Genomic DNA, 26,903 nt, shown 5'->3' with positions numbered 1-26,903 from the left:
TCTCATCGATCGCTGCAAACCCCAGGCCGCAGCTCTCAGGGCTTGGGCGCATACCGCAGAGTCACGAACCACTCGCGCCCCGGCTGGTTGTAGTACGACACGGTTTCGTACTCGCGGTCGAACACGTTGGCCACCCGAGCCTGCAGGCTCAGCGCATCGCTGATCGCGTATTCGGCGCGCAGATCCATCGTGCCGTAGCCGCCGACGCGGGCGCTGTTGGCGACGTCGTCGTAACGCGAGCCGTAACCCACCGCGGTGACGCCGACGCGGAACTTGCCGAACGCGCGATCCAGGTCGATGCGCGCGCTGTGCTTGGCGCGGCGCGGCAGGTCGTTGCCGCGGAAGAAGCCGACGCGGTTCTCGGTGTCCAGCCAGCTCGCGCTCGCCGCCAGAGTCCACTGTGCGAACGTCGTGTCGATACCGATCTCGGCGCCGCGCATGCGCGCGCGTTCGATGTTGTTGGGCAGGTTGATCGCCGAGTCGAAGGTGATCAGCTCCTCGACGCGGGTGTCGAAACCGTCGATGCGCGCGTTGAAGTTGTCGCCGCGGTAGGCCAGGCCGACTTCCCAGGTCTTGGACTCTTCCGGCTTGAGATTGGCGTTGCCGAAGAACGGGAAGTACAGCTCGTTGAAGGTCGGTGCCTTGAACGCGGTGCCGTAACCCACGGTCACGCGCCAGTTATCGGCGAAGTTCAGGCCCCACGCGGCGCCGCCGGTGGTGTGGCCGCCGAACTGCTCGTTGTCGTCGCGACGCACGCTGGCTTCGAAGGACTGATTGCCGAAGCGGCCTTGGTACTGGACGAAGCCGGCCTTGTTGTCGCGTTCGATTTCATCGTAGGACGTGTCGCTGTTGACTCGGTCGCGCAGCCAATCGAAGCCCGCGCTCAACACGTGGCCGTCGAAGAGGTTGAAATCGGCCTGCAACGTCGCGCTGTCGCGATCGGTCCGGAAATAGCTGAGCGGACGATCGAAAATAGTGCCGGTGGGGAACGCACGGGGGAGGAGATCGTAGTTGTCGGAAGCATCCACGTTGCGACCCGCGCTCAACTGCACGTTGATCCTTTCCGACGGCTTCCAGATGAGCTTGCCGCCGATCACTTGCTGGATCGTTTCGGAATAATTGCCGAAGCTGCCGTCGTATTCGTTCTGACCTTCCACGCGCAGCGCCTGACCTTCGATGCTCCACTGCTCGTTGAACTCGATACCGCCGCGCAGCGACAGCGCGTGGCTCTCGTAGCCGTCGCGGTCGGGCTCGTCGGTGAAGCAGCCGGCGAACACCGGGAAGCCGGCGCCGCGGCAGGCGTTGATGCCCTGGGTCTTGCGGAAGCTGTAGTCGGCGCCGAACCAGCTGCCGCCGCTGCGGCCGCCGAAGCCGGTGCCGAATTCGACGGTGCCGTTGCTGCCGCCGCCGGCGTGCACACGCGGGGCGAAGCCCTGCCGTTCGCGGCGGGTGAACACCTGGATCACGCCGCCGATGGCGTCGGCGCCGTACAGGCTCGAGCGCGGGCCGCGCACGATTTCGATCCGGTCGATCAGTTCCAGCGGAAGATCCTGCAGCGCCGCCAGACCCGAGGTCGGCGAACCGATGCGGATGCCGTCGACCAACACCAGCACGTGATCGGATTCGCTGCCGCGCAGGAACAGCGTGGTCAGCTTGCCGGGACCGCCCTGGTTGGCCAGGGTGATGCCGGCGCGGCCGCGCAGCAGATCGTTGAGATCGCGCGCCTGGCTGCGTTCGATATCGGCGCGGTCGAGCACATCGACCGGGGTCAGCAGATCGTTGACGCTGACTGCGGTGCGGTTGGCGGTGACCACGACCTGATCGAGATCGGTGGCATCGCCGGCGGGCGCGGCGAGGGCGGTGGCCGGCAGCGCGAGCGCGCAGGCAATGGCGAAAGACAGGTTCAGGCAACGCATGTGGGGACTCCAGCGCACGCGCGATCCAGCGCGCGACGACAAACGGCTAATGGGCGGCGGCGTGGAAAGGGAGATATAGGCAGGCGAACCAGCGCGCGAAGACGCTGCCGCCGCCGCAATGCCCTCCGCATCGCAACCTGTGGCGCGTCGAGGCCGGTCTCCGGACTCGCAAGCAGAACCGATGGCGTCGGTTCCCGGACGCGGCGCCTTCCCGTGACTGTGCACAGTGGCGGTGGCCGCGACCTGACTTGCTTACCGTTGCGGGGGCAGTGCCGGAATGGGCGGGGCGGGTCGGACTCTCCGACCGGACCTGAGCGCTTCACCGGCTTCCCGTTTCAACCCCGGCGGCTGGGCCGTGGGGTCACCTCGAAGCGGGCGCAGTGTACGCGATGTGGGGACGCACCGCCCGGACAGCGGCCGAAGCCCACGGTAGAAGCGGTGCGAGCCGCGACCGCAGGGTGTCCGCCCGCGTCGTCAGTTACATCGTAGTTGCCTTGCCGCGGTCGCGGCTCGCGCCGCTCCTACACAGGAGCGGACCGCTTGGCGCCTTCAATCGCGGTGGTCGTCCTCGTCGCGCCCACCGGGCGCGTCCTCGTCGGCCGGCCCATCGAGCTCGCCATCGCCGTCACGCTGATAGCCGCCTCCGAATCCGGAAGGCTCTTCCTCGCGTTCCTGCGCATGCATTGTGGTGTGCACCGGCGCGGCGGCCGGTTTGTTGCGCGGCGCCGGCAGCAGCGCGGTGGCCGCTTCGGCGGCCAGGATCAGTTCCTGGCGGCGCTCGTCGCTGATCTCCTGCCAATGGCAGTCCAGCAGCGCGCCTTCGATCGCGTAGAGCAGGTTCAAGGTCGGCTTGAAGCCGGCGCGCTTGACCCGCATGAACGCCTCGACCGTGCCGACCGCGGCGATGTCCTCGTGCGTGCGCAGGCCGACCTGGCGCAACCAGGCCGCGCTCTTGGGCCCGATGTTGCGCATCTTCGGTGCAGTGCTCATGCCAGCGACTCCACATAGACCCGCGCCAACGTTTCCAGTCCGGCCTGATCGTCGGCGTCGAAACGCGCCGGCACCGGGCTGTCCAGATCGAACACGCCGATCAGCTGGCCGTCGCGCACCAGCGGCACCACCACCTCCGAACGCGAAGCCGCGTCGCAGGCGATGTGGCCGGGGAACTCGTGCACGTCGGCGACGCGCTGGGTCTGGCGGCTGCTCGCCGCCGCGCCGCACACGCCCTTGTCGAGCGGAATGCGCACGCAGGCCGGCAGCCCCTGGAACGGGCCGACCACCAGTTCGCGGCCGTCGTAGAAGTAGAAACCGACCCAGTTGAGCTCGGGCAGCGACTGGTTGACCAGCGCCGACAGATTGGCGGCATTGGCGATGCGATCGCGTTCGCCGTCGAGCAGCGCGCGCGCCTGTTCGACCAATTGGGCGTATTGCTCGGACTTACCGCCCGAAAGTGTGGAGGCTGTAAACATCTTCCGAGTGTAGCAGCGGCGCTCGCCGCGACTACCATGGCCGGTCGGCGGCGCCAAAAAAAGCGCGAGGTCAGTCACAGGCGCCCTCCGCGCCGCCGCCGTCCCCACGCATTCTCAGCGAATCCTGCGCATGTCCCAGTTCCAACGGCTTCCGTCCGGGCTTTTCGTCACCGGCACCGATACCGGCATCGGCAAATCCATCGTCAGCGCTTCGCTGCTGCACGCTCTGCGCGCGCGCGGCGCTCGCGCGGTGGGGATGAAGCCGGTCGCCAGCGGCTGCGAACCGGGCGAGGAGGGGTGGCGCAACGAGGATGCGCTGCTGCTGCAGGCCGCCAGCGCGCCCACGCCGCCTTATCGGGACGTCAATCCCTACGCCTTGCCGCAACCGCTGGCGCCGGAGATCGCGGCCGCCGAAGCCGGCGTCGAGATCGCCCTGGAGCCGATCGTGCAGGCGCATGCGCGGCTGGCGGCGCTGGCCGACACCGTGGTGGTCGAAGGCGTGGGCGGCTGGGCCGCGCCGATCAGCGCGAACCTGGACCAGATCGATCTGGTGCGCGCATTGAAGCTGCCGGTTGTGCTGGTGGTGGGATTGCGCCTGGGCGCTATCAACCATGCCCGGCTCAGCGTGCGCGCGATCCAGGCCGACGGCGCGCAGCTGATCGGCTGGATCGCCAACGGCATCGATCCGCACATGGCGCGCAGCGACGAGAACTTCGACATCCTGCGCCGGCGCCTGCCGGTGCCGTGCTGGGGCCGTCTGCCGTACGCGCCGCAACCCGATCCGGCCGTGCTGGCCGCTGAGCTCAAGCCCATTTTTTGAAATGGATGTTCGACTGTAGGAGCGGCGCAAGCCGCGACCAACCGCAGCGATGTACGCAAGCGAAAGCTCCCGAAGCAGCTGCCAATCGTCATATAACTAAAAGCCGCGCTTGAAGCGCACGGCTTCGGCAAAAGCGCTTTCGTACATCGCTGCGGTTGGTCGCGGCTTGCGCCGCTCCTACAATGGCTTCGGGCAGCCCGCGATTGCGTTCGCACAGACAAGAAAAAACCCGGCAGCTCGCGCTACCGGGTTCGTTCATCGCATCGACCGCCGGGAGAGAGTCGGCGGCGGCGAAAGTCTTACTTGGCAGCCGGAGCGGTCGCCTTGGTCGCGGCCTTGGCGGCCTTCTCGACGTTGGCTTGGGTGGCCTTGGCGGCGGTTTCGATCTGCGACTTGGCCAGTTCGGCGATGGCTTCGTTGGCCTTCAGCGTACGGCCGAACGCTTCCTGACCGGTGCTGACGACGCGCTCGAGGTTCTCGCGGGCGATCTGCACGCCCTTCGGCCACAGGGTCTTGAACGCATCGGCGTCGCGGGCTTCAGCGGCTTCGCCGAAGAAAGCGAAGGTCGCGTTGACGCGGTCTTCGATCGCGGCGATCTGCAGACCGAACACGGCCTCGGCGTTGTCGAGGGCCAGACGGTTGACCTGAGCGGCCGTGTCCGCGAACTGGCGCGTAGCGGCGGCGAACTGTTCGTTGAATTGCTGGTACATGGCTTAGCTCCTGGAGAGGTCCGGTCGGAGAATGACTGGATTGTGCGGCGCAGCATAGGCCTGCATTTGTTGCGATGCAACATTGCGCCGACAAGCGGTCGTGAACCGTTCAGAAAGCCTGCCTATTCAGCTAGTTGCGTCCGACACCACTGTTCAGGCAAAGCGCGTCTTTGACCCGCGACTGCGCGGCCCGGGCCCTTGGAGGGGTCGAGCCTGGCGCCGGGATGTGTCGGAACGGAGGCGCGCGAATGACCGCAGGTCGATTGCGGTCGGGTGTCGCGGTATCGCCGCGCCCGGGCGCTTGGAAATCGGGGCTGGGTAAAGCCGTCGGTGATTGAGGCGAACCTCAGCCGCGGTAGCGACAACCGGCGGTGCAGGTTTCGTGGACGACGATTTCGCTCAACAGCGGCAACGCCGGCTTCAGTTGGTCCCAGATCCACACCGCCAGCCGCTCGCTGGTCGGGTTATCCAGGCCTTCGATGTCGTTGAGGTAGTGATGGTCGAGCCGGTCGTAGATCGGCTGAAACGCCTTCTTGACGTCGGCGTAGTCCATCACCCAGCCGGTGTGCTCGCCCAACTCGCCGCGCAGATGCACCTCGATCCGGAACGAATGGCCGTGCAGACGCGCGCACTTATGGCCTTCGGGCACGTTGGGCAGGCGGTGCGCGGCTTCCAGGGTGAATATCTTGAAGATGTCGACAGAGGTCATGGCGGCGGCCGGTGGAGCGGTGCGGGGGCGCTGGCCGGCATCGGTCGGCGCGTGGAAACATTAAAGGCGTCGCGCGCGGGCGAAAGCGCGCCGATCAGTGTGCTACGAAGGCCGGATACGAAAAAGCCCGCTGCGCTGGCGGGCCCGGTGTTGCTGCGCTTCGGCGATTGGTGGCTATGGGTGGACTCGAACCACCGACCCCAGCATTATGAGTGCTGTGCTCTAACCGGCTGAGCTACATAGCCACGGGGAACCGCGAATTCTTCATGCCGCGGGCCGGCTTGTCAATCCTTCCGGCGCGCTTTGCCCGACTTGTCGTCTGCGCCACCCCGTGGCAGAGTCGGAGACAGTGAATTTGGAGTCCGCATCGTGATCGATCCGGACGGCTACAGGCCCAATGTCGGCATCGTCTTGATGCACCCGGATGGGCGCCTGTTCTGGGCGCGCCGAGTGCACCGCGACGGCTGGCAGTTCCCGCAAGGCGGGATGAACACCGACGAGACGCCGCTCGAGGCGATGTACCGCGAGCTGCGCGAGGAAACCGGCCTGCTTCCGCAGCATGTCGAAGTGTTGGGCGCGACCCCGGGCTGGCTGCGCTACCGCCTGCCGCACCGGGCGATCCGCCGCAACGACCGGTTGGTCTGCATCGGCCAGAAACAAGTGTGGTTCCTGCTGCGCCTGACCGGGCAGGAGTCCGACCTGCGCCTGGACCTGACCGACAAGCCCGAGTTCGACCACTGGCGTTGGGTCGATTTCTGGTACCCGGTCGAGCACGTGGTGATCTTCAAGCGTGGCGTCTATGCCAGCGCCCTGCGCCATCTGGCGCCGTTCGCCCGGCACGTGGCCGGTGCCCAGGCGGTGCCCGCGCCCAGTGCGGATGCGCGCCAGCGTGATCTCCAACTGGCCGCGCGCAATCATCAGCGTCCGCGCGCGCGGTCTTGCGGACCGGGCAATCCGGTACGCGGTGGCGGCTCGGAATCCGGCGGCTGAGGCCGTCAGGCCGGGTTCCCGGCAGTGCCGGCCGGGGGTTCGGCGGCCGTTAATTGACAATCATTCGCATCCGTGGCGGAATGGGTTCCGCAGCCAGCCGGCTGCATGCCCGAAGACCGCACCGTGTACGTCTGCATCTGCAACGGAGTCACCGACCGCGATATCCGCCAGGCCGCCGAGGCCGGTTGCCGCAGCGTGCCCGAGCTGACCATGCGCACCGGTGCCGGCGCCAATTGCGGCAGCTGCCTGGAGCTGGCCGGCTCGCTGCTGGAGCAGGCGCGCAACGTGCGCGAGCTGCCGTTGGCGGTGATGCAGCAGGCCGCCTGACCCCGCTGGCCGCGGCGCGATCGCCGCGATACTTCGTCCACGTCCGCAAACCGCCCGTCTCCGGGCGGTTTTCGCATGCGCGTTCGCGACCAGGCGAGCGGTCCGTCGGGCCGGGGCGAGACGGGCGACCGCAGTGATTCTCGAGTCCCGTTGCGCACGATTCGCGTTTCGTCATGGCTTTTTCGAAAGGGCTACAGTGCCGGCCATTGCAACGTCGGAGCCCGGCCATGAAAGGCGACCCCAAGGTCATCGAATTTCTCAACAAGGCGCTCTTCAATGAGCTGACCGCGATCAACCAGTACTTCCTGCACGCCAAGATGCTGAAGAACTGGGGCCTGAAGGAACTGGCCGAGCACGAGTACCATGAGTCGATCGACGAGATGAAGCACGCCGACAAGTTGTCGGATCGCATTTTGTTCCTCGACGGTCTGCCGAACTTCCAGGCTTTGGGCAAGTTGCGCATCGGCGAGAATCCGCGCGAGCTGCTGGCCTGCGATCTGGCGCTGGAGCTGGAAGCCATTCCGCTGCTGCGCGAGGCGATCAAGTACTGCGAAACCGTCAGCGACTATGTCAGCCGCAAGCTGTTCGCCGACATTCTAGATTCCGAAGAAGAGCACGTGGACTGGATCGAAACCCAGCTCGCGTTGATCGATCGCCTGGGCGAGCAGAACTATCTGCTGACCAAGATCGAGGAATGAGTTCGAACCAATGAGCGGTCGGCGAACGAGAGTTTCGCCGACCGCGCAAGGTTTCCCGGTTTAGCCAGCCAGCGACGTTGATACCGAAGCCAGCCAGCCAAGACCGTTATCGGCCGCATCGCGCGCGAGGCGCATGCGTTCGGAAGGATCGAAACGAAAAGCCGCCGGCTTAGCGCCGGCGGCTTTTTTCGTTCTTGTGTTTGCGATTGTTGTCGGGGGATGGCGGATCGTCGGCGGTTGAGCGAAAAGCGTCGGGGCTGAAGCCCCTCCCACAAAAGACCTCGCCGCAGCGAGGTCTTTTGCTGTGAGACCGAACCGCGAAGCTACGAGGTCTTTTGTGGGAGGGGCTTCAGCCCCGACGCTTTTCAGCCCGACAAGCAGCCGAGCCTCAGCCGGAAGCCGCGGTTTCGATCTTGGTCTTGCGCCGGAACAACTTGCGCCAGATCCACCACAGTGCCGCCGCGATCAGCACGCTGATCGCAATCACCACGCCCAAGGTGACCCAGGGATAGGCGAACACCAGCGCCAGGATGCCGACCACCGCGGTGTCCTCGACCACCGACGCGGTCCAATTGCTGACCGGTTCGGGCGAGGTGTTGAGCAGGGCGCGCGTGCCGGACTTGAGCACATGGCTGGTCAGCGCCACCCCTGCGCCCGCGGCGAGCGCGCCGGCGCCGAGCTGGCCGTCGGGCGACATGGTCGCGGCCGCAAGAAAGGCGCCGACCGGGACGCGAAGCAGGGTATGCAGCAGATCCCAGCCCGAATCCACGCCGGGAATCTTGTCGGCGAAGAACTCGCCCACCGTCAGCAGGCCGCACACGCCCAGGACCCACGGCGACTGGGTCGCCTGCAGCGCCTGAGGCAGGTCCAGCCAGCCCAGCGCGCCGGCCAGGCCGACCCCGAACACGGTCAGATAGACCCGTACCCCCGACAACCAGGCCAGAACTACGCCAACTGCGAACAGGTGCGCATCGGACATCGTGGCGTTCCCGTTAAGATTTAGGGTTGAGTATAGGTAAAGCCGGCGGTGTGAGCCGTCGTTGTCCGCATGATCAAGACCCCGCCGCCGCGTTTCGTCATCGTCCAGCAGCAGCCGGACAAGCGCCCTTATATCTGGTCGGCCGTGGCCGTGGCGTGGGCGGTGTCGCTGGTGGCGGCCTGGTTCTGGTCGCAGTCGCTGGCCGCGCCCCAGCTGCCGCGCCTCACCGCCGAGTTGGAAACCACCCAGCGCGAACTAGGCCTGCGCCAGCAGCAGCTCGACCGCCTGGCCCAGCGCGAGGCCACGCTGCAGCGTTCCGACCAGATCAGCCGCACCGCCAACAAGCAGGTCCAGGCCGCGCTGGCCCAGCGCGAGGAGGAAATCTCCGATCTGCGCGCCGACGTGGCTTTCTACGAACGCCTGGTCGGCGCCACCGCACCGGCCAAGGGCCTGAACGTGCACTCGGTGGAATTCAAGCCCGAGACCGGCGGCACCTGGCGTTATCAGATATACCTGACTCAGAATCTCAATCGCGGCGCGGTCAGCAGCGGGGGGCTGCAGTTCCAAGTCGAGGGGGTCCGCGGCGGCAAGCTCGCCGCGATCAGTTGGAACGAGTTGCACCAGAAGTCCCAGGCGCCCGCCCAGGACTATTCCTTCCGCTACTTCCAGGAACTCGTCGGCAGCGTGATGTTGCCGGCCGGTTTCACCCCGCAACGGATACGCGTGTCCTTGCGCGGGGCCAACGGCTCGATCGATCAGCAGTTCGCCTGGAAGAGCGGCGTCACCGTAACCGGGGAAACCTAAGAGATGTTCAAGACCAACAGCAAACCGACCCAGATCCGCGAAGGCCAGGTCGACACCATGATCGGCCCGCAGGTGGTGATCCGCGGCGACCTGCACTTCAGCGGCGGGCTGTATATCGAAGGCCGGGTGATCGGCAAGCTGGTGGCTCAGGACGGTCAGCCGGCCAGCCTGACCCTGGCCGAGAACGGCAGCATCGAGGGCGAGGTGCGCGCGCCGGTGGTGGTCATCAACGGCGAGCTCAACGGCGACGTCTACGCCAGCGAGCGCATCGAGCTGGCCGCCAGGGCGCGGGTTCAAGGTAATGTGCACTACAAGGTGGTCGAGATGACGGCCGGGTCCATGCTTACCGGACGTCTGATCCACGCCGAATCGCCGGCGGCGGCGCTGCCGGCGCCTGAAGCGCTGATTACCGCGGACGCCCGGCTGGATTGAGGGGCGCCGCCCCAGCCCATAGACGGAGCGGATGAGCGATAACCCCTCACAGCCTGCGACGTCTCCTCCCGGCACTCCGGCCGACCGTCCCGCGACGGATCGGCCGGCTGCGGGCCCGGAAGCCGCCGATTCGTCCGCGCCGACCGGCATCGCCACCCATCCGCATCGCTGGCGCTTGCCGGCCGCGCTAGCGCTGGCCGCGGCGCTGGGCTTCGGCGCCTGGGGACTGTGGCGTTCGGCGACCGAGCCCGATAACGCTGCGGCACCCGCGGCGGCCGGGGCCGGCGCGGCGACGCCGCGGCAGATGCAGGCTGAACTCGAACAACTGCGTCAGCGCGTGGCGACCCTGGGCCGCTCCGACGCGATCAGCCGCCAAGCCAACCGCGATCTGCAAAGCGCTCTGGCCGAACGCGATGAGGAAATCGCCGGCCTGCGCGCCGACGTCGCCTTCTACGAGCGCCTGGTCGGCGCCACCGGCCAGCGCCGCGGCCTGGCCGTGCACACCTTGAAGATGCAGCCGCAGGACGGCGCGCCTTCGGCCTGGCACTTCACCACCACCCTGACCCAGAACCTCAACCGCGGCGCGGTCAGCGCCGGCCGGCTGACCCTGGCGGTGGAAGGCACCCGGGCCGGCAAGCTGGAAAAGCTCGGCTGGACCGACCTGCGCCAACAACCCGATGCGCCAGGCACGGCGTACTCGTTCAAGTACTTCCAGCAGGTCGAAGGCGACGTCTTCCTGCCCGCCGGCATGACCCCGGTGCGGGTCACGGTGCGGCTGACCCCGCAGTCCGGCGCGGCGGTCGAGCAGTCCTTCAGCTGGGCCGAGGCCACCCGCGAGGGCGCCGCCACTGCGCCTTAGGCGGGGACTCAGGCCGGCGCGCCTTGATCAGGCAACTCCGGGCAACTCCGGCCGGCAAACCGGCCAGCGTCGGACCTGAAGGCCTCCCACAGGGGTTCCCGGGCCTTTCCGCATGAGATTCAGGGCCAGAATCCAGCCTTGCCGCCCGCGCGCGTCGCACCCGTCGATCGCTGTGTTCGTCTGGCGCGCTTGAATGCGCGCGCGCCGGCCTTATCCTTTCAACATGGAAATCACCACGCTTAATGCCGCGCCGGGCTACCAGTCGCTGGAACGGCCGTTGCAGTTCACCTCGTCGGCCGCCAGCAAAGTACGCGAGCTGATCGCCGAGGAAGGCAACGATGCGCTCAAACTGCGCGTCTATATCCAGGGCGGCGGTTGCTCGGGCTTCCAGTACGGTTTCGAATTCGACGAACAGCAGGGCGAGGACGATCTGGCCGTGCAGACCGACGGCGTGACCTTGCTGGTCGATCCGCTGAGCCTGCAGTACCTGATGGGCGCGGAAGTGGATTACACCGAGAGCCTGCACGGCTCGCAGTTCGTGATCCGCAATCCGAACGCGAAAAGCACCTGCGGCTGCGGCTCCTCGTTCGGCGTGTGACTTCCGCCGAAGCGGCCCTCTCGAACGCGCGACCGTTCGCCTTCGTCGAAGCCGATGCGGCTTGGCGGGCGGCGTTGGACCGCGCCGACCATCTGCGCGATCAATCCGAAGCCTTGTCCGAACTGTGGCCGCGGGCGCGGGTGATCGTGCTCGACAGTGCGGGCAACGCCCTGGCCGAGGACGACGGCAGCCTGCGCGCGCCGTTGGGCGTGCAGATCAGCGAAGGGCCGGGCGGCGTGGGCGCGGCGAGTTTTCTCGGCCTGGACGCCGATGGGCAGGCCTGGTTCGCGATCGACGCCGAACTGGTCGCCTTCGACGCGCCGCGCCGAGTCGATCTGCGCGCCGCCGCCGCGCATTGGCCGTTGCTGCAGGCCAGCGTGTTCGCCCAGGCGCGCGCGCTGCAGCATTGGCGCAGCCGCCATCGCTACTGCGGCGTATGCGGCGGACAGATGAGTTTCGCCCGCGCGGGCTGGACCGGTCGCTGCGGACAATGCGGCACCGAACACTATCCGCGTACCGATCCGGCGGTGATCGTCGCCGTCAGCGACGGCGAGCGCTTGCTGCTCGGCCGCCAGGCCGGCTGGCCGGCGCGGCGTTACTCGGTGATCGCCGGTTTCGTCGAGCCGGGCGAATCGCTGGAGCAAACCGTCGCGCGCGAGGTGCTGGAGGAAACCGGCGTGCGCGTGCGCAGTTGCCGGTATCTGGGTTCGCAGCCGTGGCCGTTCCCCAGCGCGCTGATGCTCGGTTTCGCCGCCCATGCCGAGCCCGACGAGCCCAAGACCAGCGATGAGCTCGAAGAGGCGCGCTGGTTCACCCTGGACGAGATTCGCGCCGCCGCCGCGCGCGGCGAACGCGGCGCCGCCGCAGACGACGACGGCCCGCTGCTGTCGCCGAGCATCTCGATCTCGCGCTGGCTGATCGAGGATTGGCGGGTGGCCGCCGAGGCGCGCGCGGAGCGTTGAATTGCGCAAGGGCGTGCTGCGCACGGCCGGGAAGATCGGGCTCGGCGATCGGGCGATCTGAGAGGTCCATTCTGTCGAGTATCGAGCCTGCTGAGTATCGGCGGCATCCCGCAGGTCCGCCGCCTGTGCGAGTCGCGGAATCTTTTGTGGGAGGGGCTTTAGCCCGACGCTTTTCGATCAGATCGCTTGAATCATTCGCATGCGCTGATCGAAAAGCGTCGGGCTGAAGCCCCTCCCACAACAGACATCGAAGTTTCGCGCCATGCTCGCCCGCGGCCGCAGCGCGCCCACCCGCGACCGCGCCTGCACACGGTCGCGTTAGAATCCGGCCAGCTCGTGTTTTTTCTTCGCCTCGCCAGGAGCGTCGCCCCGATGTCCGTCACGCTGATCGCCGCCGTCGTCGCACTCGTGCTCGGCCATCTCGCGCAATCCCTGGCCGCCTCGGTGCGTCACTACGGCTGGTACGGCGATTGGCTGCGCTGGATCGACAGCCGCTTCCCCGAAGGCAGCTTCTGGCGCGGGCGCTGGGGCCTGCTGATCGCGCTGGTGCCGCCGTTGCTGGCGATCGGCCTGTTCCAACTGGCGTTGGCCGAACCCTTGATCGGGCTCGGCGGGCTGGTGTTCGCGATCTTCATCCTGTTCTACGCCTGGGGCCCGCGCGATCTGGATCTGGACGTGGAAGCGCTGGCGTCCGCGGGCGACGCGGCCTCGCGCCGCGACGCCGCGGCCCGACTGTGGCCGGAAGGCGCCACCCCGCTGCTCGATGGCGGCTCGCTGGTCGAGGCGGTGTTCCGCAGCGCCTTGCGCCGCTGGTTCGGGGTGCTGTTCTGGTTCCTGGTGCTCGGCCCGATCGGCGCGCTGGGCTACCGCCTGGTGGCGCTGGCCGCCGAAGGCGAGGCGTCCAAGCAGTTGTCCGGCGAAACCCTGGCCGGCGCGCGCACCTTGTTGGCCTTGCTGGACTGGCCGGTGGCGCAGCTGCTGACCCTGGCGCTGGCCCTGGTCGGCAATTTCGACACCGTGCTCGGCGCTTGGCGCGAGGCCGGCGGCGCGCGTTTCAGCCTGGAAAACCGCTTCCTCGGTGCGGTCGCGCGCGCCAGCGTCAAGTGCGAACTGGCCGAAGAGGCCGCCGACTACGTCAACGAGTCCGGCGTCGCCGCTCCGGGTCTGCCCGGACAGAGCGTGGCCTTGTCCGGCGGCGAAGTGCCGGAGCTGCGCGATGCGATGAGTCTGGTCTGGCGCAGCCTGCTGGTATGGCTGGCGGTGCTGGCGCTGTTCGTGATCGCCGGCTTCGTGGCCTGACCCCTCCCGCCTGCCCCGGTAGAACGCACGCCGGCACATGGAGAATGTGCCGCGCATCGCGTGAATGAGACCGTCTGGGCGAAAACCCGACGCCGCCGCACGGTCGGGGTAGGGGGGCGCGGCGGGACTGCGTTTGAACGCATAGGGTTCCAGCGAAGCTGCGAGCCGCGCGGTCGTCCGTTCCTGGCCACCCTGGGAACGGCGACGGTCCTGTCGAAGGGGGCTGGACGATTCCGCGCGCCGCCGCATCCAGGGGCCCGATCCGCGCATTGGAACGCGCGGGGCGACAACAGCAGCCAGACGGTGGCGGCGACGATGCAACGCTTTACCCGCGCACGAGAGTCCGGCGCCCAAGATCGGGCCCCGTGCGCGGAGTAAACGTCGCCTCATCGCTGTGCGCCTCATCACGCCAGCGGAGGATTCGGATTTGGTGAATCGCTTCACGTCACAGCTTCTGGTCGGTCTGAGTCAGGCCGATCCGAGCCCCAAGGGTTTTGCGCCCGGCGTCGCCGCGCAGGGCGGCCTGGGCTTCGTTCACCCGCCCGTTGCGGCTGGGCTAGTATCGAAGCAGGTAACCGGGGCATGGGCGAAGGTGGACGTGGGCCAAGATTCCACAGCGGCGAATCAGCCCGCGACGACGCGGCAGGGCGACGATCATTTCGTCGGCTTCCTGCGCGAACATCGCGAGCCGTTGATCGCGTTTCTGCGCAAGTCCGCCGCCTCGCACGAGGACGCGCAGGACATCGCGCAGGAAACGATGATGCGCATGCTGCGTTATCGCGACCAGCCGGCCGATGCGTTGAAGATCCTGATGTACCGCATCGCGATCAACGCACTCAACGATCGCGGCCGGCGCCAGAAAACCCGCCACGCGCCTGAGCACGTGAGTCTGGACGAGGACTATCACGCGCTGCCGTCGCAAGAACCCAGCCACGATCAGCGCGTGGCGACCGAGCAGGAATTGGCGCTGGTGCGCGCGGCGATCATGCAATTGCCGATGCGCAGCCGGCAGATTTATCTGCTCAACCGCATCAACGGAATGAGTTACACGCAGATCGCACGTCACTGCGGTATTTCTGTAAAGGCGGTGGAGAAGAATATAGGCCGGGCGCTCGCGCTGTTGCGCGCGCGCATGAAGGAAAACGGCTACGAGAGCTTGCAAGAACCATGAAAACCACACAGCCCACATCGACGACAGCGACAGCGACAGCGGATTCCGGCGACGGCCGCGCGGAAGCGTGGGTGGCGCGTCTGAATTCGCCCGAGTGCACCGCGCCCGATCGCGCCGAGTTCGATCGTTGGCTCGATGCCGCGCCCGAGCACGTTATCGCCTACGTCGAAGCCGAGCGCGCGCATCAGGCCGCCGCGCAGTTGGCGGGCGATGAAATGCTGCAGGCCGCCGCGCGCATCGCCTGGCGGTCGACCGGACGCGAAAGCGCGCGCTCGCGCTGGTGGATTCCCGCCGCGACCGCGGCGTCGCTGCTGGTCGCCACCGTGGTCGGAGTCAACTGGCTGCGCGCGCCGGTGCCGACCAGCGCCGATCGTTACTTCACCGCGGTCGGCGAGCAGCGTTCGCTGCGTCTGGCCGACGGCACCCAGGTGATACTCGACACCGATTCGGTCATCGTCGCGCGCTTCAACGACGAGCGGCGCGAGGTCGAGGTCGATCGCGGCCGCGTCCAGTTCCAGGTCGCCGCCGACGCCAAGCGGCCGTTCTCGGTCAAGGCCGGCACCGGCCTGATCCGCGACATCGGCACCACCTTCCAGGTCATCAAGAACGACAACGCGGTCAACGTCAGCTTGTTGGAGGGCGAGGTGATCGTCTCCAACGGCGTCGCCCAGGCCGGCAGCACCCTCAAGCCGGGCCAGCAGATCAGCTACGACCACAGCGGCCGCATGAGCCCGCCCGAACCGCTGGACGTGAACGCCGCCCAGAGATGGCCGGATGGCGATCTGGTGTTCAAGAACCGCCGCCTGGACGCGTTGTTGATCGAGATGAACCGCTACTCGGCGACCAAGCTGCGCCTGGCCGATCCGGCGCTGGGCAAGATCACGGTCAGCGGCGTGTTCCACATCGGCGATCAGGCGGCGTTGCTCGAAGCCCTGGAACAGGGTTGGTCGCTGCAGGCCGAACGGCAGGCCGAGGGCGACATCGTTCTGCATCGCAAGTCCGGCTGAGTCCCCTGCGCGCTGCGGCGATGCTATGGTTGGGCTGCGCCTACAGACAGGGGGCGTACCGGTTTCAGCTGTAGTCCGATCGATGCGGTTGGTGGATGGCCAAGATTTCCTATGCGTTCATCGTTTCCGTCGCGCTGACGTTCTCGCCCGTTGCCGGAGCTTTACCGGCTCCCCAGGGCGACATTCCAGCCGATGGCTACAACATTCCTCCCGGCGCGTTGGACGACGCGCTGAACGCGTTCGCGACCCGTAATCGTTTGCAGCTGATCTATTCGCCGGCCTTGGTGGCGCGGCGACGCACCGCCGGCCTGAACGGCGAGACCGGCGTTCGCGAGGGATTGGCACAGTTGCTCAATGGCACCGGCCTCACCGCGGTAGCCGTAAAAGCCAATGTCTACTTGCTGCAGCCGGCGCCGCGGCCACGGCCCAAGGCCGTGGCGGCACCGATCGCGCCCAAGCCGAGCGCTCCCAAGGCACCGGCCACGACCGAGCTCGACACGATTCATGTGACCGGCACACGCATTGGACGTGCTGCGTTCGAAACCTCGTTGCCGCTGACCCTGATCACCCAGGAGCAGATCCGCGCCAGCGGCCACCAGACCCTGTTCGATCTGCTGCGGCTGATGCCGGGCATGACCGGCCACCATCCGCGCAACGTCGCCACCGAGGGCGGCGCCAGCCAGGTGCCTTCGGCGGCCGCGGCCTCGGCCAGCCTGTATTCGCTGGGTCCGCGCGCGACTTTGTTCCTGGTCGACGGCCGGCGCATGGCCAATTACGGCCTGGTCTCCACCGACATGGGTGCGTTGACCGATCTCAACGGCATTCCGTTGAGCATGGTCGATCACATCGAAATCGCTCACGGCGGCGCTTCGGCCATCTATGGCGCCGACGCGATGGCCGGCGTGGTCAACATCATTCTCAAGAAGGATTACCGCGGCGCCGAAGTTGGCGGCAGTTTCGGCGTGTCGCAGCGCGGCGATGCCGAGCAGCAACGCGAGTTCGCCAGCTTCGGCGAGCAGACGCCGGGCGGCGGCAGTGTCTTCGTCAGCATCGACCACTTCACCCGCAATCCGCTGATCGGCAGCCAACGTCGGTGGAGCACGCTGGACCAGCGCCGTTATGGCCTGCTCGACGGACGCGTGCTGTCGGGTTTCCAGGACGAGAACAACATCATCCGCGGCGTCAACGGCTGCAAGAGCCGCGACGCTACGCCCACCGGCATCGATTGCAGCCTGGACATCCCGCGTTACGTGAGCCTGCAGCCGGGCATCACCAGCAACGCCTTTTACACCCATTTCCGCCAACCGGTCGGCGAGAACACCGAGTTCTACGCCGACCTGCGCGCCACCCGGGTCAGCCTGGAGATGCAGAACGCGCCGTTTTACGCGGCGATCGATCTGCCCGAGGACCATCCCGAAGCGTACAAGCCCAAGCCTTATCTGGATCTGCGTTACTGGTTCTCCGAAGTCGGCCCGGTGCGCAACCGCACCACCACCAGCACGCGCGATTTCACCGCCGGCCTCAAGGGTTATCGCAGCAAGTGGGAATGGGACGTCAGCCTGTCGCGTCGGCGCAACAAGGTGGTCAACCGCATCGACGGGCTGATCAGCGTGCCGGCGGTCGACGAGGCGGTACAGACCAAGACGTTTCATTTCAGCAAGACCGAAGAAAACACGCCCGAAGTGATCGAGGAGATTTCGCCGCAGGTCACCATGGGCGGCGAGATGGTGCTCGATACGGTCTCGGCCAGCCTGGAGGGGCCGCTGTTCGCGCTGCCGGCCGGCGATGTGCAGATCGCGGTCGGCGCCGAGGCGCGGCGCGAACGCCTGAGCAATCGGCCCGATCAATCGTTGGTGCGCGGCGACGTGGCCTTGGCGCAGGTGCTGGACGAGCGCAGGGCCACCCGCGATACCGCGGCGATCTACGCCGAGGCCAATGTTCCGCTGCACGACAAGCTGTGGGTCGATGCCGCATGGCGCCTGGACCGCAACGACGGTTACGGCAATCAGGCCTCGCCGATGTTCGGCGTGCGCTGGCAGCCATGGCAGTCGCTGATCCTGCGCGCGTCGATGGGCGAGGGCTATCGTGCGCCGACCTTGGCCGAGCTGCGCCGGCCGCTGGTGATCGAGTCCTCCGGCTACGTGCCCGCCACCGCCGCCACCGCGCCGTGTCTGATCGATCTGGGGCAATGGTGTCAGGTCGATCGCCACGCGACCATCAATCCCGACCTGCGGCCTGAAACCTCCACCAGCCGAAGCTTCGGCTTGATCTGGACGCCGAACGAGGCGTTCAGCGCCACCCTCAACCGCTATCGCATCCGCCGCCGCAACGAAATTCTGGCGATCGACGCGGTGTCGCGGCCGGAGCTGTATCCCAGGGCGATGGTGCGCGACGAGGAAGGCCAGTTGATCGGCGTCAACACCTACCTCGACAACATCGGCAGCACCGAAGTGCGCGGCTGGGAGGTCGAAACCGAATACCGGCTGCGCACCGGGGAATGGGGCAACTTCACCTTCCGCCTCAACGGTCACTACATGGACCGTCTGTCGCGCCGCGCGCATCCGGCCGAGAGCGAGTTCGATTACGCCGGCTTCGGCACGCCCGACCGCACCGTGTTGGGCAGCGTGCGCTGGACCTACCGCGATTGGATCGCCACCGCGAACGTGCGTTACATGGGCCCGGCTACGGTGTGGATCGACACTCCGGGGCAAATCTGCCCGACGATCCGCGGAGTGACCGGACGTTGCCGCACGCCGAGCGCGACCTTGCTCGGCGTCGACGTGGCTTACGGCGGTTTCGATGGTTGGCTGATCGGGCTCAACGTCAGCAACCTCAACGATCGCCGGCCGGTCAACTACGACTACAACTTCGGCGGCTACAGCATCGTCGACGACGATCCGGTCGGGCGCTATTACCTGGTCAGCGCGATGTACCGTTTCTAAGTCTGCGCGTTCTGAGTCTGCGCGCCGCTCAACCCGGCGCGAGCCACGAGAACGGCGGCCACGGCAGATTGCGCAACACCCAGAACGCCGCCAACAAACCGATCCAGAAGCGACCGCTGCTGAGCGTGGCCACCGCGCGCTTGGGCAAGGGCAGGCGATAGCCCAGCGCGTGCAGCACCAACAGCGGCAGCGTCAGGATCAACCACGGCAGCAGCGGATTCATCGCCAGCATCTGCGCCAGATCGCCATGCGCCAGGGCGTGCGCCGCGCGGGTCATGCCGCAGCCGGGGCAATACAGGCCGGTGAGGTGATAGAACACGCAGCCCGGCAACGGGCTGTCGGCGGCGTTCGGATCGATCCGGCGCAGCGCCCACACGCCGGCCGCCGTCGCGGCGGTGGCCGCGGTGGCGACGACGGCGAGATGGAAGTGGCGCGAGTGGGTGTTCACATCGTCGGCTCGGGCGGGGTCAGCGCCGCAACGCGTCGCGCAGTTGGTCGACGACGGCTTCGGGAATGAGCGTCGAGGCATCGATGAAGACGCTGGCGAGGTTGCCGATCAGGCTCAGCCCGACCAGCGCCGCGCCGACCCAGCACCACACCTTCGCGGTCTCCGACGCGCGCCGCGCGCCGTCCTCATCGCCCGCGGCCCACTTGCTGTCGGCCTGGCCGCCGAACACGATCGCCACGATCCCGGGCACCGCGCCGATCCCGCAGCACAAACACAGGCCCAGCACGGTGAGGGTGATCGACCACGGCAGGTAATTCGGATACGGCGAGGCGGCGCGAACGGGCTGATTCATGACGCTCCTTGTGACGAAGGCCGGCGGCCATGAGCGGCCGCTCGCGGGCATCCTAACAGCGGCATGCGGCCTGACGGCGCCGACCCCGCGACGATCAGGCCCGATCGCCGCGCAAGCCCCGCACCCGCGCTTCCAAAGACTCGGCGCTGGCCTCGTGGCCGTCGACCGGCGCCTCGGCGATCACCTCCACCTCGGCGCGGAACCGTCGCGGCACGCGCATCCGCCTCATCCGCGAATCGCGCTTGCTCCACATGCTGGTCCACATCCCGCGCAGCGCCATCGGGATCACCGGCACCGGGTTCTTCTCCAGCACGCGTTCGATACCGGACTTGAACGGCGCGATCTCGCCGTCCTTGGTCAACGCGCCCTCGGGGAAGATGCCGACCAGTTGACCGTCGGCCAATGCCGCTTCGATCTCCTCGAACGCGCGCCGCATCACTTCAGGATCTTCCTTCGCGCCCGCGATCGGAATCGCCTTGGCGGTACGGAAGATCCAGCTCATCACCGGGATATTGAAGATCTTGTAATACATCACGAAGCGCACCGGCCGCGGAATGCTGGCGCTGAGAATCAACGCATCCATGTAGCTGACGTGATTGCACACCACCAGCCCGGCGCCCTCGTCTGGGATCTGATCGGTGCCCGACACCCGCAACCGGTACAAGCCGCGCACCAGCACCCAGCTCAGGAAGCGCATCAGGAACTCGGGCACCAGGGTGAAGATGTAGATCGCCACCAGGGCGTTGGCGATCGCCAAGGCCAAAAACACCTGCGGAATCGTCCAGTGGAAGAACCGCTGAACCACCACGCCCAGCACCGCGGCCAGCACGATGAAGGCCGCGTTCTGGATGTTCATGCCCGCGATCACGCGCGACAGCTCGTTCTTCGGCGAACGGTTCTGGATCAGCGCGAACAGCGGCACCACGAAGAAACCGGCGAACACGCCGATGCCGACCAGGTCCATCATGATCCGCCATGCGCCGGCGCCGTGGACGAAGCCGGACACGTCCAGTCCGGTCGCGACCGCCGCGCCGGGCCGGGCGAAATACAGATCGATCATGAAGGCGCTCATGCCGAACGCGCCCAGCGGCACCAGGCCGATTTCCACCGTGCGCGCAGAGAGTTTCTCGCACAGCATCGAGCCCACGCCGGTGCCGACCGAGAACAGCGCCAGCGCGAAGATGTACAAGGTGCCGTCGCCACCGAGATTGGTTAGCGCATAGGTAGGCAGTTGCGCGGTCAACACCGTGCCGACGAACCAGAACCACGACACGCCCAGCACCGAGTTGCGCACCGCCACTTGGCGGCGGGTCATGCGCAGGATGTTCACCGACTCGGGGATCGGATTCCAATTGATCTTGAGATCAGGCTCGCCCGCATCGGCGCGCGGAATCATCCGGCTGATGAGATTGCCGGTGACCGCCAGCGCGATGATCGCGGTGGCCGCCACCACCGGGCCGTGGCTGCCGGCCAGGGTGAAGATCAGGCCGCCGAAGATCATGCCGACCAGGATAGAAATCGACGTGCCCATCTCGACCAGACCGTTGCCGCCGGTGAGTTCCTTGGGCGACAGCACCGACGGCAGGATCGAATATTTGACCGGCCCGAACAGTGTCGACTGCAGGCCGGTGCCGAACAGCGCGATCAACAGGATCGTCATGCTCTGGGTCAGAAATCCGACCGCCGCCAGCGACATGATCACGATCTCCATCGTGGTCGTGATCCGGATCAGCTTGTGTTTCTCCAGCTTCTCGGCGATCTGCCCGGCCGTGGCCGAGAACAGGAAGTACGGCAGGATGAACAAGGCCGGCGCGAGGTTGGTGTAGAGCGTGCGCTGCTCATCGTTCACGCCCAGATAGATCAACAGCCCGATGATCGCCTGCCGATAGACGTTGTCGTTGAACGCGCCGAAGGCTTGGGTCAGGAAGAACGGCAGAAAGCGCCGTTGGGTGAGCAACGCGAACTGATTGTGCGCCATGCCGTCCTGCTTGTCGGTTCTAACCCGCACCTGGATGTGCGGCTCGCGCGAAGGATTCGCGTGGGGGAGCCTAACAAAAGGGCGCCGGCCCGGTGTAGCCGGGTCGGGCAGGTAGCGCAAAAGTAGCTTCCGCATCGCATCGCCGTAGACCCCGGCCATGCCCGCTCGCTCCGCCCCACCCACCTGCTTTTGCTGTTCCCCCCTTTGAAAAAGGGGGGGCAGGGGGGATTTGCTCTCGCCTTCCCTCACCCCGCCGCCGCATCCCGCCAATCCGCCCCGTGCACGCCTTCGGCCGCCTTGTCCCGCGCCACCCGGCTCCACTCCGGCTCTTGCCGCCACCGCCGCGTGGTGCGCTGGAAGAACTGGCTGTTGGGCACTTGCAGCACCGTATCGTCGCCGTTGGCATGGATCTCCTGCAGCGTGGTGTAGACGAAGTTGATGTCGATCACCCGCCCGCGCAGGCCCGGCTTATCGCCGCCCTCCAGCACCTCGATGTAGTCGTACAAACGGAACGGCCGCGTGGTCAGAATCAACAGCGCGCAGAAAATATTCGACAACACGCTCCACACCGCGAAGAACGCCACCGCGCCCACCGCCACGAACCCGGTCAAGGTGGTCCATACCACCGACCCCGGAATGCCCAGCCGGTTGAGCAACAACAGCAACGCGGTGATATAGATCACCGTGCTCAGCACCCGCCGCACGCCGATCGCGAACGCCGGCGCCAGGTCGTAACGCGTCGACAGCCGCCGCAACATATGTCGCAGCAGCGTGGTCAGCAGCCAGGCCACCACCAGGATGGCCAGCGCCTCGCCCAGTTTCGCGGCGATGTAGGCGGCTTGGGCGATGGTGGGGGACATGCGGGTACGGCCTTTGGCGATCGATACGGCCCTGCAGTGTACGAAGGCGCGGGTTAGCGCGCCGTGCCGGAGTGGGCAGCAGGCCGCTCCGGACCGTCTCCAACGATCCGCTGCCGTTCAAGCGCGATCGATGATTCATACGCCGCCCGACGCTTTATCCTGGTTCCGGCTGCCCGACGGTAGCCTTTGCCGCGCCCGACTTTGGGCGGCAGGATGCGCAGGTATGTCACGGAGAGTTCATGGCGGAGCATCACTTCCGAGTCGTCCGGCGCTTCTGCCCGGACACGGGGCCATCGACGCCGCGGAGGCATTTGTCCACGCGTTGATTCTCAACGCGGAAGAGGTCCATGTCGTTTGCCATTCCGGCACCCACTTCGGCGAAACGGGCGAGAGGTTCAATGAGGACGAATTCGATACGCTCGGCCTCGGCCGTTATTGCAGCAACCCATCATGGGAGACGACGATGAGTTTCGATCTGATGGTCTTCGAGCCGAGCGTCGCGCCCACTGAGCGCGCGGACTTCATTCGCTGGTACGAAGAGCAGGTCCAGTGGGCCGAGGGCCGCGGCTACGACGATCCCAGCGTCACGTCGCCGGCATTGCAGCGTTGGTTCGCCGATATGATTCGGTACTTCCCGCCGTTGAACGGCCCGTTCGCCGCGGAAGATCCGGACCACCACCCCACGGCCGCCGAGCACTGCATCGGGCGCAACGTCATCTACTCCGCCTTCCGTTGGTCTTTGGCCGATCAGGCCTACGCTAAAATGCGCGAGCTGGCGATCCAGCACGGCGTCGGCTTCTTTCATGCGAGCGAGGAAGAAGGAGAAATCCTCATTCCGGGTTTGGGTGCTTTGCAGTCGATCAAGAAGCCCTGGTGGAAGTTCTGATGGTGGTATCTGTGCGTTGGTTCTGGACGAAGCTGTGTCCGATTTGACTGGACTGGCCAGAGCTCCTACCGTTGAGCTCGAGGTCGAGAAGTACATTGACAGCACGTACGGGTGACGGGAGCGTCCATCATCAATCGCCCACTCATACCATCGTCCCAGTCGATCGCGCACAAGGCCCGGCGGCTCAGCCGTCTGGCGGGACTGATCGCGCTCTTGGGCGTTAGCGCCATGCTCGTCGCTTGCGCCGGAGCCTGGCTTGGAGTCGAGCATCCCGCGGTGTCCTGGCTGGACGCATATTGGTGGCAAATTTTTCTGGGGTGCGTTTTCGCCTACTGCCTGGTGACGCTCTACGCAAACTTCGCGTTGCGCTGCCCTTCCTGCCGCTTCCGGCTTGGGCGCGCGGGAATCAGTCCGGTGGTGATTTCACTGGGCTTGTACGTTCGCTGCTGTCCAAAATGCGGCGCCTCGATCCTGCCGCCCGCATCGGACAGCTGAGGAGGCGTAAAACCTACGTCCACCTGGCAGCGATCGAGTCGCCTCGTGAAGCGACGTCTAGTTCGCATCCGGCAAACCGCTGCGACTCAACGCATAAACATAGGCCGGCACCACACCGCCGCCCTGCAACTCGGCCGAGGTCAGCACACGCTCATACCCCTCGCCCTCGAACTCGTCCAGGCGTTGCCAATGCGCGGGCAGTGCATCGGAGCTGAAAACCAGCCCTGGGACTTCGTCGCCGTCCGCATCCAGGACGATGCCCGGATAGCCAGCAGCGGCTCCCCAACCTACTTGATGCAGCGTGCCCCGCACGGCTGCGGGCTCCCAAGCGCCAGGCACATCGGCGAGCACATGTTCGTTAGGCTGGCCCGGGGCGAGTGTTCCGTAAACGAAGAGTCGGTGGGTCATGGCCACTGCCAGTGAAGTCGGTGCCGGAATGAGTCGGCCTGTGCCGCGGACCGGGTCGGCCGTGAAGCGTCAGCCGGCGGGCCGGTACACGACCGCCATGCCGACGACGACGCCGAGACCCAGCATAACGGCCCACCCGTTGCGTCGATAGAACGGTATCGGGTTGCTGCCGATCAGCGCCACCGCGGCGCGCGGATTGAGCACCCAGCCGTGCACGCAAACCGGGCACACCAGTTGGTACTGCTTCGACATCACCCAGCCGAACAAGTGATAGAAATGGCCGTACTCGTACTTGAGACGAAGAGCGAAATCCTGGTCTTGCTGGCATTTCTGGCAGTACTCTCGCTCCGACAGATCGAAGGTGAGTTCACAGTCGCCGGTACCCCAAAGAATCATCGTCGTCCCTGATCGTCGATAGCTATCCAGCGTCCGATCATATCGTTCCGCGAAACGGCTTGGGTGGATTCGCGGTAGATCCTCAGCCGGATTGCGCTCCTATCACCCGGCGACATGCGGCTTCACGGCTTTGGTGGCGCTGCGCGGTCATCCGCGCCGAAATCGATCGCATCGCTGTCCAGCGGAAACTCACCAGTCCGGGTCTGCCAGTTCCCGTCGCTGTCCCTCATGCGATAGCGATCGATCACGTAAGGCACGCCTTCACTGGCCAGGATGTCCGGCGAGGTCACTACCTGGAAGTGCAGATGCGGCCAGCGGGCGTCGCCGGAGTTGCCGATTTGCGCCAAGGGCGCGCCGCGTCGGACGCGGTCGCCTTTCTTGACTTGCACGCTGCCGGGCTTGAGATGAGCGTAATAGGCGAACTGGCCGTCGCCGATGTCGAGCACGACGGCGTTGCCGGATACGGTTTGCATGGTCAGCGGAACCGCGGTGTTGAAGCCGGCCTCGGTGCGGGGAATGTTGTCGGGGATGCCGTCCTGGGCCAGCACTACGGTCGCGTCGGCGACGGCCAGCACGGGCTTGCCATAGGCGTGATAGGAGCGCACGTCGCGCGCGTCGCCGGAGAAGAGGGCGTCGTCTTTGCGTTGTTTCCAGTCGATGGCGTAGCGGCGCGAAATCCGGGCGAGACCGCCGACGACGAACAGGCCCGGGCGGTGATGACGGTCGATGCGCAGGCCGTTATCGGCGATCCAGTCCGGGCCCGCGACGGGGCGACCGAGCGTTTTCACTTTGTCGTGGCGAGTGCCGATGGCCGGGCCGTCCGCCGCGGCGCCGTCCAGCAGCACGCGGTGGCTCAGTCGCGCCGGAACGGCGGAGGATTCATCGAATGCGAGGCAGATCAGCGCGACGCCGCTGCGGCCGCCGTCCAACGGATGATCACCGTCGAGGCCGCCCGGGCCGACTGCCAACAATTTTTCGTAGAGCTTGGGGCCGGTCAATGTGAGCAGCGGCTCGCTGCTCGAGCCGCTCGCATCGAGGACTTCGATGCCCTTGAGACGAAGCGGGTCTTCCGAGTAGTTCTGCAGATGCAATTCGTAGATCAGATAGCTATAGCCGTCGCCCGAGAACGCGGTGGGTTCGAATGGGGTGCGGATTTCCAACTGTATCGGAGGAAACACTGGCAGGACGGCAGACCGTGCGGTGTCCGCACCCGCGGCGCGACGCGCGATCTCGCATCCTTGAGGCAACGGCAGGCGCGCCGGGGTTGCGGCGAACACGGGCGCGATGGCCAGCAGGCTGGACAGTGCGGCGGCGGTGCGGACGGATCCAATCGACACTCGTCATCTCCTGGCCGCGGATCCGGGTGTCGCGGCGATTGTCGACCGTGGATGCGGCCGGCCACCTCACTGCCCGCAGGCCGAACTGTGGCGTCCGAAAGGGTGGTCCAACGTATAGCGGGGTTAGGCCGGACATGAGGATAGAGGCAATCATCCGGGCACAACAAGCTGCGTGTGAGTGGAAAACGATCGAGTTTGGGTTGGGTTGCAGGCCGCGGTTATAGGAACGCATCCATAATCGGATGTCGGTTCGGCAAGAAAGTAGAGACCTTGCAGCGGTTTCGATGATGAACGGTCAGGCCGCAGGCACACCCAGCCCCAAGCCATCAGCGACCAGCGAAATGGCCTGCGCCACAGTATCGACAACGACGGATGCGGCGTGGGCATCGGTTTCAAACAAAAACGGAGATGCGCCGGAAGGCGATTCCAGCTGAACCTCATAAGGGCTGCAAGGGTGTCGGAAGAACCATACGCCGTCATCGTCGGCATCAGGGTGCAGCACCTTCAGGTGCGCAACGGTCAGTTCTGGGTGAACCCGTGTCAGTTCTTTGATGATTGCGTCGATGTCACGCATCGTCTTCTCGCAGTGAAAGGTGGAGTTGCGCTTGGGAAGCTTCTTTTACCTTGGACGCCCAGTGCACGTCTCCCGGCTCTACCACTAGAACGTGGAAGCCGTGCGTGTGTCCTTCGATTCCAACCCTTTGGAATCGTCCACCAGCAAGTCGATGCTGAACGCGGGAGGGAACTTGGATGGGGAGATCTTCCGGCCGCGCAGAGCATTTGCATGCGTATTCCCATTGACTACGCCTCCCAGGCGAATGCCCGCGCAGAGGAGCCATAGATAGATGTATCTCTCCGACCTCAGCGAAGAGGTATAGATCCACAGGTCGTGTCCTTGCGCTTGCAACTCGCGCATCAGCGCAACCGCGCCTTCTCGCAACCGCTCGCGGAAGATCAGGCTCATGGGGAACGGCAGCGTCGAGGAAGGAAACTGGTCTTTGCCCAGCGGGGTCAACGTGCCGTCGATGTCGAAGGCGATTCGCATGAAGGT

At 66.2% G+C, this 26,903-nt stretch carries 29 protein-coding genes, 1 tRNA gene and 1 riboswitch; of the genes, 14 read left to right on the top strand and 16 right to left on the bottom strand.

From position 1 onward, the window contains the following. Positions 1–35 precede the first annotated feature (35 nt). The 3 genes from btuB to ACTOWJ_RS10350 all read right to left on the bottom strand — a co-directional run bounded on the left by btuB (position 36) and on the right by ACTOWJ_RS10350 (position 3,385). Positions 36–1,916: a TonB-dependent vitamin B12 receptor gene (gene btuB, locus ACTOWJ_RS10360; protein ID WP_441334525.1), complete on the bottom strand. Its 1,881-nt coding sequence runs from the start codon at positions 1,914–1,916 to the stop codon at positions 36–38. A 134-nt stretch (positions 1,917–2,050) separates the two neighbouring features. Next, positions 2,051–2,300: riboswitch (cobalamin riboswitch) on the bottom strand. A gap of 165 nt (positions 2,301–2,465) precedes the next feature. Next, the gene (locus ACTOWJ_RS10355) at positions 2,466–2,906 is read right to left on the bottom strand and encodes a TfoX/Sxy family protein (protein WP_441334524.1); all 441 of its coding nucleotides are present in this window, start codon (positions 2,904–2,906) and stop codon (positions 2,466–2,468) included. Beyond that, positions 2,903–3,385, bottom strand: coding sequence for a GAF domain-containing protein (locus ACTOWJ_RS10350; RefSeq protein WP_441334523.1), 483 nt, complete (start codon positions 3,383–3,385; stop codon positions 2,903–2,905). The genes ACTOWJ_RS10355 and ACTOWJ_RS10350 overlap by 4 nt, the downstream gene beginning before the upstream one ends. 130 nt (positions 3,386–3,515) lie before the next feature. On the opposite strand from ACTOWJ_RS10350, the gene bioD reads away from it, so the two are divergent. Continuing rightward, complete coding sequence (bioD, locus tag ACTOWJ_RS10345; RefSeq protein WP_441334522.1) at positions 3,516–4,205, top strand: dethiobiotin synthase; 690 nt, start codon at positions 3,516–3,518, stop codon at positions 4,203–4,205. A 299-nt stretch (positions 4,206–4,504) separates the two neighbouring features. Here bioD and ACTOWJ_RS10340 read toward each other — a convergent pair whose 3' ends face one another. From ACTOWJ_RS10340 to ACTOWJ_RS10330, 3 genes are all read right to left on the bottom strand, one after another. Further along, complete coding sequence (locus ACTOWJ_RS10340) at positions 4,505–4,915, bottom strand: phasin family protein (protein ID WP_441334521.1); 411 nt, start codon at positions 4,913–4,915, stop codon at positions 4,505–4,507. Positions 4,916–5,261: 346 nt separating this feature from the next. Next, on the bottom strand, positions 5,262–5,624 hold the full coding sequence (gene queD, locus ACTOWJ_RS10335; RefSeq protein WP_441334520.1) for a 6-carboxytetrahydropterin synthase QueD: 363 nt from the start codon (positions 5,622–5,624) through the stop codon (positions 5,262–5,264). Between the two features lie 168 nt (positions 5,625–5,792). After that, positions 5,793–5,869 (bottom strand) — tRNA-Met (locus tag ACTOWJ_RS10330). A gap of 124 nt (positions 5,870–5,993) precedes the next feature. On the opposite strand from ACTOWJ_RS10330, the gene ACTOWJ_RS10325 reads away from it, so the two are divergent. The 3 genes from ACTOWJ_RS10325 to bfr all read left to right on the top strand — a co-directional run bounded on the left by ACTOWJ_RS10325 (position 5,994) and on the right by bfr (position 7,639). Further along, the gene (locus tag ACTOWJ_RS10325; RefSeq protein ID WP_441334519.1) at positions 5,994–6,614 is read left to right on the top strand and encodes an RNA pyrophosphohydrolase; all 621 of its coding nucleotides are present in this window, start codon (positions 5,994–5,996) and stop codon (positions 6,612–6,614) included. A 123-nt stretch (positions 6,615–6,737) separates the two neighbouring features. Next, entirely contained in the window at positions 6,738–6,941 is a 204-nt protein-coding gene (locus ACTOWJ_RS10320) for a (2Fe-2S)-binding protein (RefSeq protein ID WP_441334741.1), read from the top strand. Positions 6,942–7,168: 227 nt separating this feature from the next. Next, positions 7,169–7,639, top strand: a complete 471-nt coding sequence (gene bfr / locus ACTOWJ_RS10315; protein ID WP_441334518.1) for a bacterioferritin — start codon at positions 7,169–7,171, stop codon at positions 7,637–7,639. A gap of 388 nt (positions 7,640–8,027) precedes the next feature. On the opposite strand, the gene ACTOWJ_RS10310 is transcribed toward bfr, so the two are convergent. Further along, on the bottom strand, positions 8,028–8,618 hold the full coding sequence (locus ACTOWJ_RS10310; protein WP_441334517.1) for a DUF4126 domain-containing protein: 591 nt from the start codon (positions 8,616–8,618) through the stop codon (positions 8,028–8,030). A 69-nt stretch (positions 8,619–8,687) separates the two neighbouring features. Here ACTOWJ_RS10310 and ACTOWJ_RS10305 point away from each other — a divergent pair, with 69 nt between their 5' ends. The 9 genes from ACTOWJ_RS10305 (at position 8,688) to ACTOWJ_RS10265 (ending at position 18,692) form a co-directional block, all read left to right on the top strand. After that, a complete protein-coding gene (locus tag ACTOWJ_RS10305; protein ID WP_441334516.1) occupies positions 8,688–9,422 on the top strand; it encodes a DUF6776 family protein in 735 nt (244 codons plus the stop codon). Positions 9,423–9,425: 3 nt separating this feature from the next. Beyond that, positions 9,426–9,854: a bactofilin family protein gene (locus ACTOWJ_RS10300; protein ID WP_441334515.1), complete on the top strand. Its 429-nt coding sequence runs from the start codon at positions 9,426–9,428 to the stop codon at positions 9,852–9,854. 31 nt (positions 9,855–9,885) lie between these two features. Continuing rightward, positions 9,886–10,713 carry a DUF6776 family protein gene (locus ACTOWJ_RS10295; protein WP_441334514.1) on the top strand — a complete coding sequence of 276 codons (828 nt, stop codon included), beginning with the start codon at positions 9,886–9,888 and terminating at the stop codon, positions 10,711–10,713. 223 nt (positions 10,714–10,936) lie between these two features. Beyond that, the gene (gene erpA, locus ACTOWJ_RS10290; protein ID WP_441334740.1) at positions 10,937–11,311 is read left to right on the top strand and encodes an iron-sulfur cluster insertion protein ErpA; all 375 of its coding nucleotides are present in this window, start codon (positions 10,937–10,939) and stop codon (positions 11,309–11,311) included. A gap of 74 nt (positions 11,312–11,385) precedes the next feature. Beyond that, positions 11,386–12,273 (top strand): NAD(+) diphosphatase, encoded by an 888-nt coding sequence (gene nudC / locus ACTOWJ_RS10285; RefSeq protein ID WP_441334739.1) that lies wholly within the window; start codon positions 11,386–11,388, stop codon positions 12,271–12,273. A 372-nt stretch (positions 12,274–12,645) separates the two neighbouring features. Continuing rightward, a complete protein-coding gene (ampE, locus tag ACTOWJ_RS10280; RefSeq protein ID WP_441334513.1) occupies positions 12,646–13,572 on the top strand; it encodes a regulatory signaling modulator protein AmpE in 927 nt (308 codons plus the stop codon). Between the two features lie 394 nt (positions 13,573–13,966). After that, positions 13,967–14,743, top strand: a complete 777-nt coding sequence (locus tag ACTOWJ_RS10275) for an RNA polymerase sigma factor (RefSeq protein WP_441334512.1) — start codon at positions 13,967–13,969, stop codon at positions 14,741–14,743. A 71-nt stretch (positions 14,744–14,814) separates the two neighbouring features. Further along, a complete protein-coding gene (locus ACTOWJ_RS10270; RefSeq protein WP_441334511.1) occupies positions 14,815–15,750 on the top strand; it encodes a FecR family protein in 936 nt (311 codons plus the stop codon). A gap of 95 nt (positions 15,751–15,845) precedes the next feature. Next, positions 15,846–18,692: a TonB-dependent receptor domain-containing protein gene (locus tag ACTOWJ_RS10265; protein WP_441334510.1), complete on the top strand. Its 2,847-nt coding sequence runs from the start codon at positions 15,846–15,848 to the stop codon at positions 18,690–18,692. Positions 18,693–18,720: 28 nt separating this feature from the next. Here ACTOWJ_RS10265 and ACTOWJ_RS10260 read toward each other — a convergent pair whose 3' ends face one another. From ACTOWJ_RS10260 to ACTOWJ_RS10245, 4 genes are all read right to left on the bottom strand, one after another. Continuing rightward, positions 18,721–19,140: a DUF2752 domain-containing protein gene (locus tag ACTOWJ_RS10260; RefSeq protein WP_441334509.1), complete on the bottom strand. Its 420-nt coding sequence runs from the start codon at positions 19,138–19,140 to the stop codon at positions 18,721–18,723. Between the two features lie 19 nt (positions 19,141–19,159). Continuing rightward, a complete protein-coding gene (locus ACTOWJ_RS10255) occupies positions 19,160–19,492 on the bottom strand; it encodes a CD225/dispanin family protein (RefSeq protein ID WP_441334508.1) in 333 nt (110 codons plus the stop codon). Positions 19,493–19,586: 94 nt separating this feature from the next. Next, positions 19,587–21,470, bottom strand: coding sequence for an MFS transporter (locus ACTOWJ_RS10250; RefSeq protein ID WP_441334507.1), 1,884 nt, complete (start codon positions 21,468–21,470; stop codon positions 19,587–19,589). 245 nt (positions 21,471–21,715) lie between these two features. After that, positions 21,716–22,330 carry a mechanosensitive ion channel family protein gene (locus ACTOWJ_RS10245; protein WP_441334506.1) on the bottom strand — a complete coding sequence of 205 codons (615 nt, stop codon included), beginning with the start codon at positions 22,328–22,330 and terminating at the stop codon, positions 21,716–21,718. A gap of 223 nt (positions 22,331–22,553) precedes the next feature. Here ACTOWJ_RS10245 and ACTOWJ_RS10240 point away from each other — a divergent pair, with 223 nt between their 5' ends. Then, the gene (locus ACTOWJ_RS10240; RefSeq protein WP_441334505.1) at positions 22,554–23,216 is read left to right on the top strand and encodes a hypothetical protein; all 663 of its coding nucleotides are present in this window, start codon (positions 22,554–22,556) and stop codon (positions 23,214–23,216) included. Between the two features lie 552 nt (positions 23,217–23,768). On the opposite strand, the gene ACTOWJ_RS10235 is transcribed toward ACTOWJ_RS10240, so the two are convergent. The 5 genes from ACTOWJ_RS10235 to ACTOWJ_RS10215 form a co-directional block, all read right to left on the bottom strand. After that, positions 23,769–24,119 carry a gamma-glutamylcyclotransferase family protein gene (locus ACTOWJ_RS10235; RefSeq protein WP_441334504.1) on the bottom strand — a complete coding sequence of 117 codons (351 nt, stop codon included), beginning with the start codon at positions 24,117–24,119 and terminating at the stop codon, positions 23,769–23,771. A 69-nt stretch (positions 24,120–24,188) separates the two neighbouring features. Further along, positions 24,189–24,515 carry a hypothetical protein gene (locus ACTOWJ_RS10230; RefSeq protein WP_441334503.1) on the bottom strand — a complete coding sequence of 109 codons (327 nt, stop codon included), beginning with the start codon at positions 24,513–24,515 and terminating at the stop codon, positions 24,189–24,191. Positions 24,516–24,637: 122 nt separating this feature from the next. Continuing rightward, positions 24,638–25,852 carry a M23 family metallopeptidase gene (locus tag ACTOWJ_RS10225; protein WP_441334502.1) on the bottom strand — a complete coding sequence of 405 codons (1,215 nt, stop codon included), beginning with the start codon at positions 25,850–25,852 and terminating at the stop codon, positions 24,638–24,640. A 295-nt stretch (positions 25,853–26,147) separates the two neighbouring features. After that, a complete protein-coding gene (locus ACTOWJ_RS10220) occupies positions 26,148–26,426 on the bottom strand; it encodes a hypothetical protein (protein ID WP_441334501.1) in 279 nt (92 codons plus the stop codon). Between the two features lie 84 nt (positions 26,427–26,510). Further along, entirely contained in the window at positions 26,511–26,897 is a 387-nt protein-coding gene (locus tag ACTOWJ_RS10215; protein ID WP_441334500.1) for a hypothetical protein, read from the bottom strand. Positions 26,898–26,903 lie beyond the last annotated feature (6 nt).

This window comes from Lysobacter sp. CA199 (assembly GCF_052078715.1).
In the GTDB taxonomy this organism is placed as follows: domain Bacteria; phylum Pseudomonadota; class Gammaproteobacteria; order Xanthomonadales; family Xanthomonadaceae; genus Lysobacter.
This window is presented reverse-complemented; position numbering and strand designations above follow the sequence as displayed.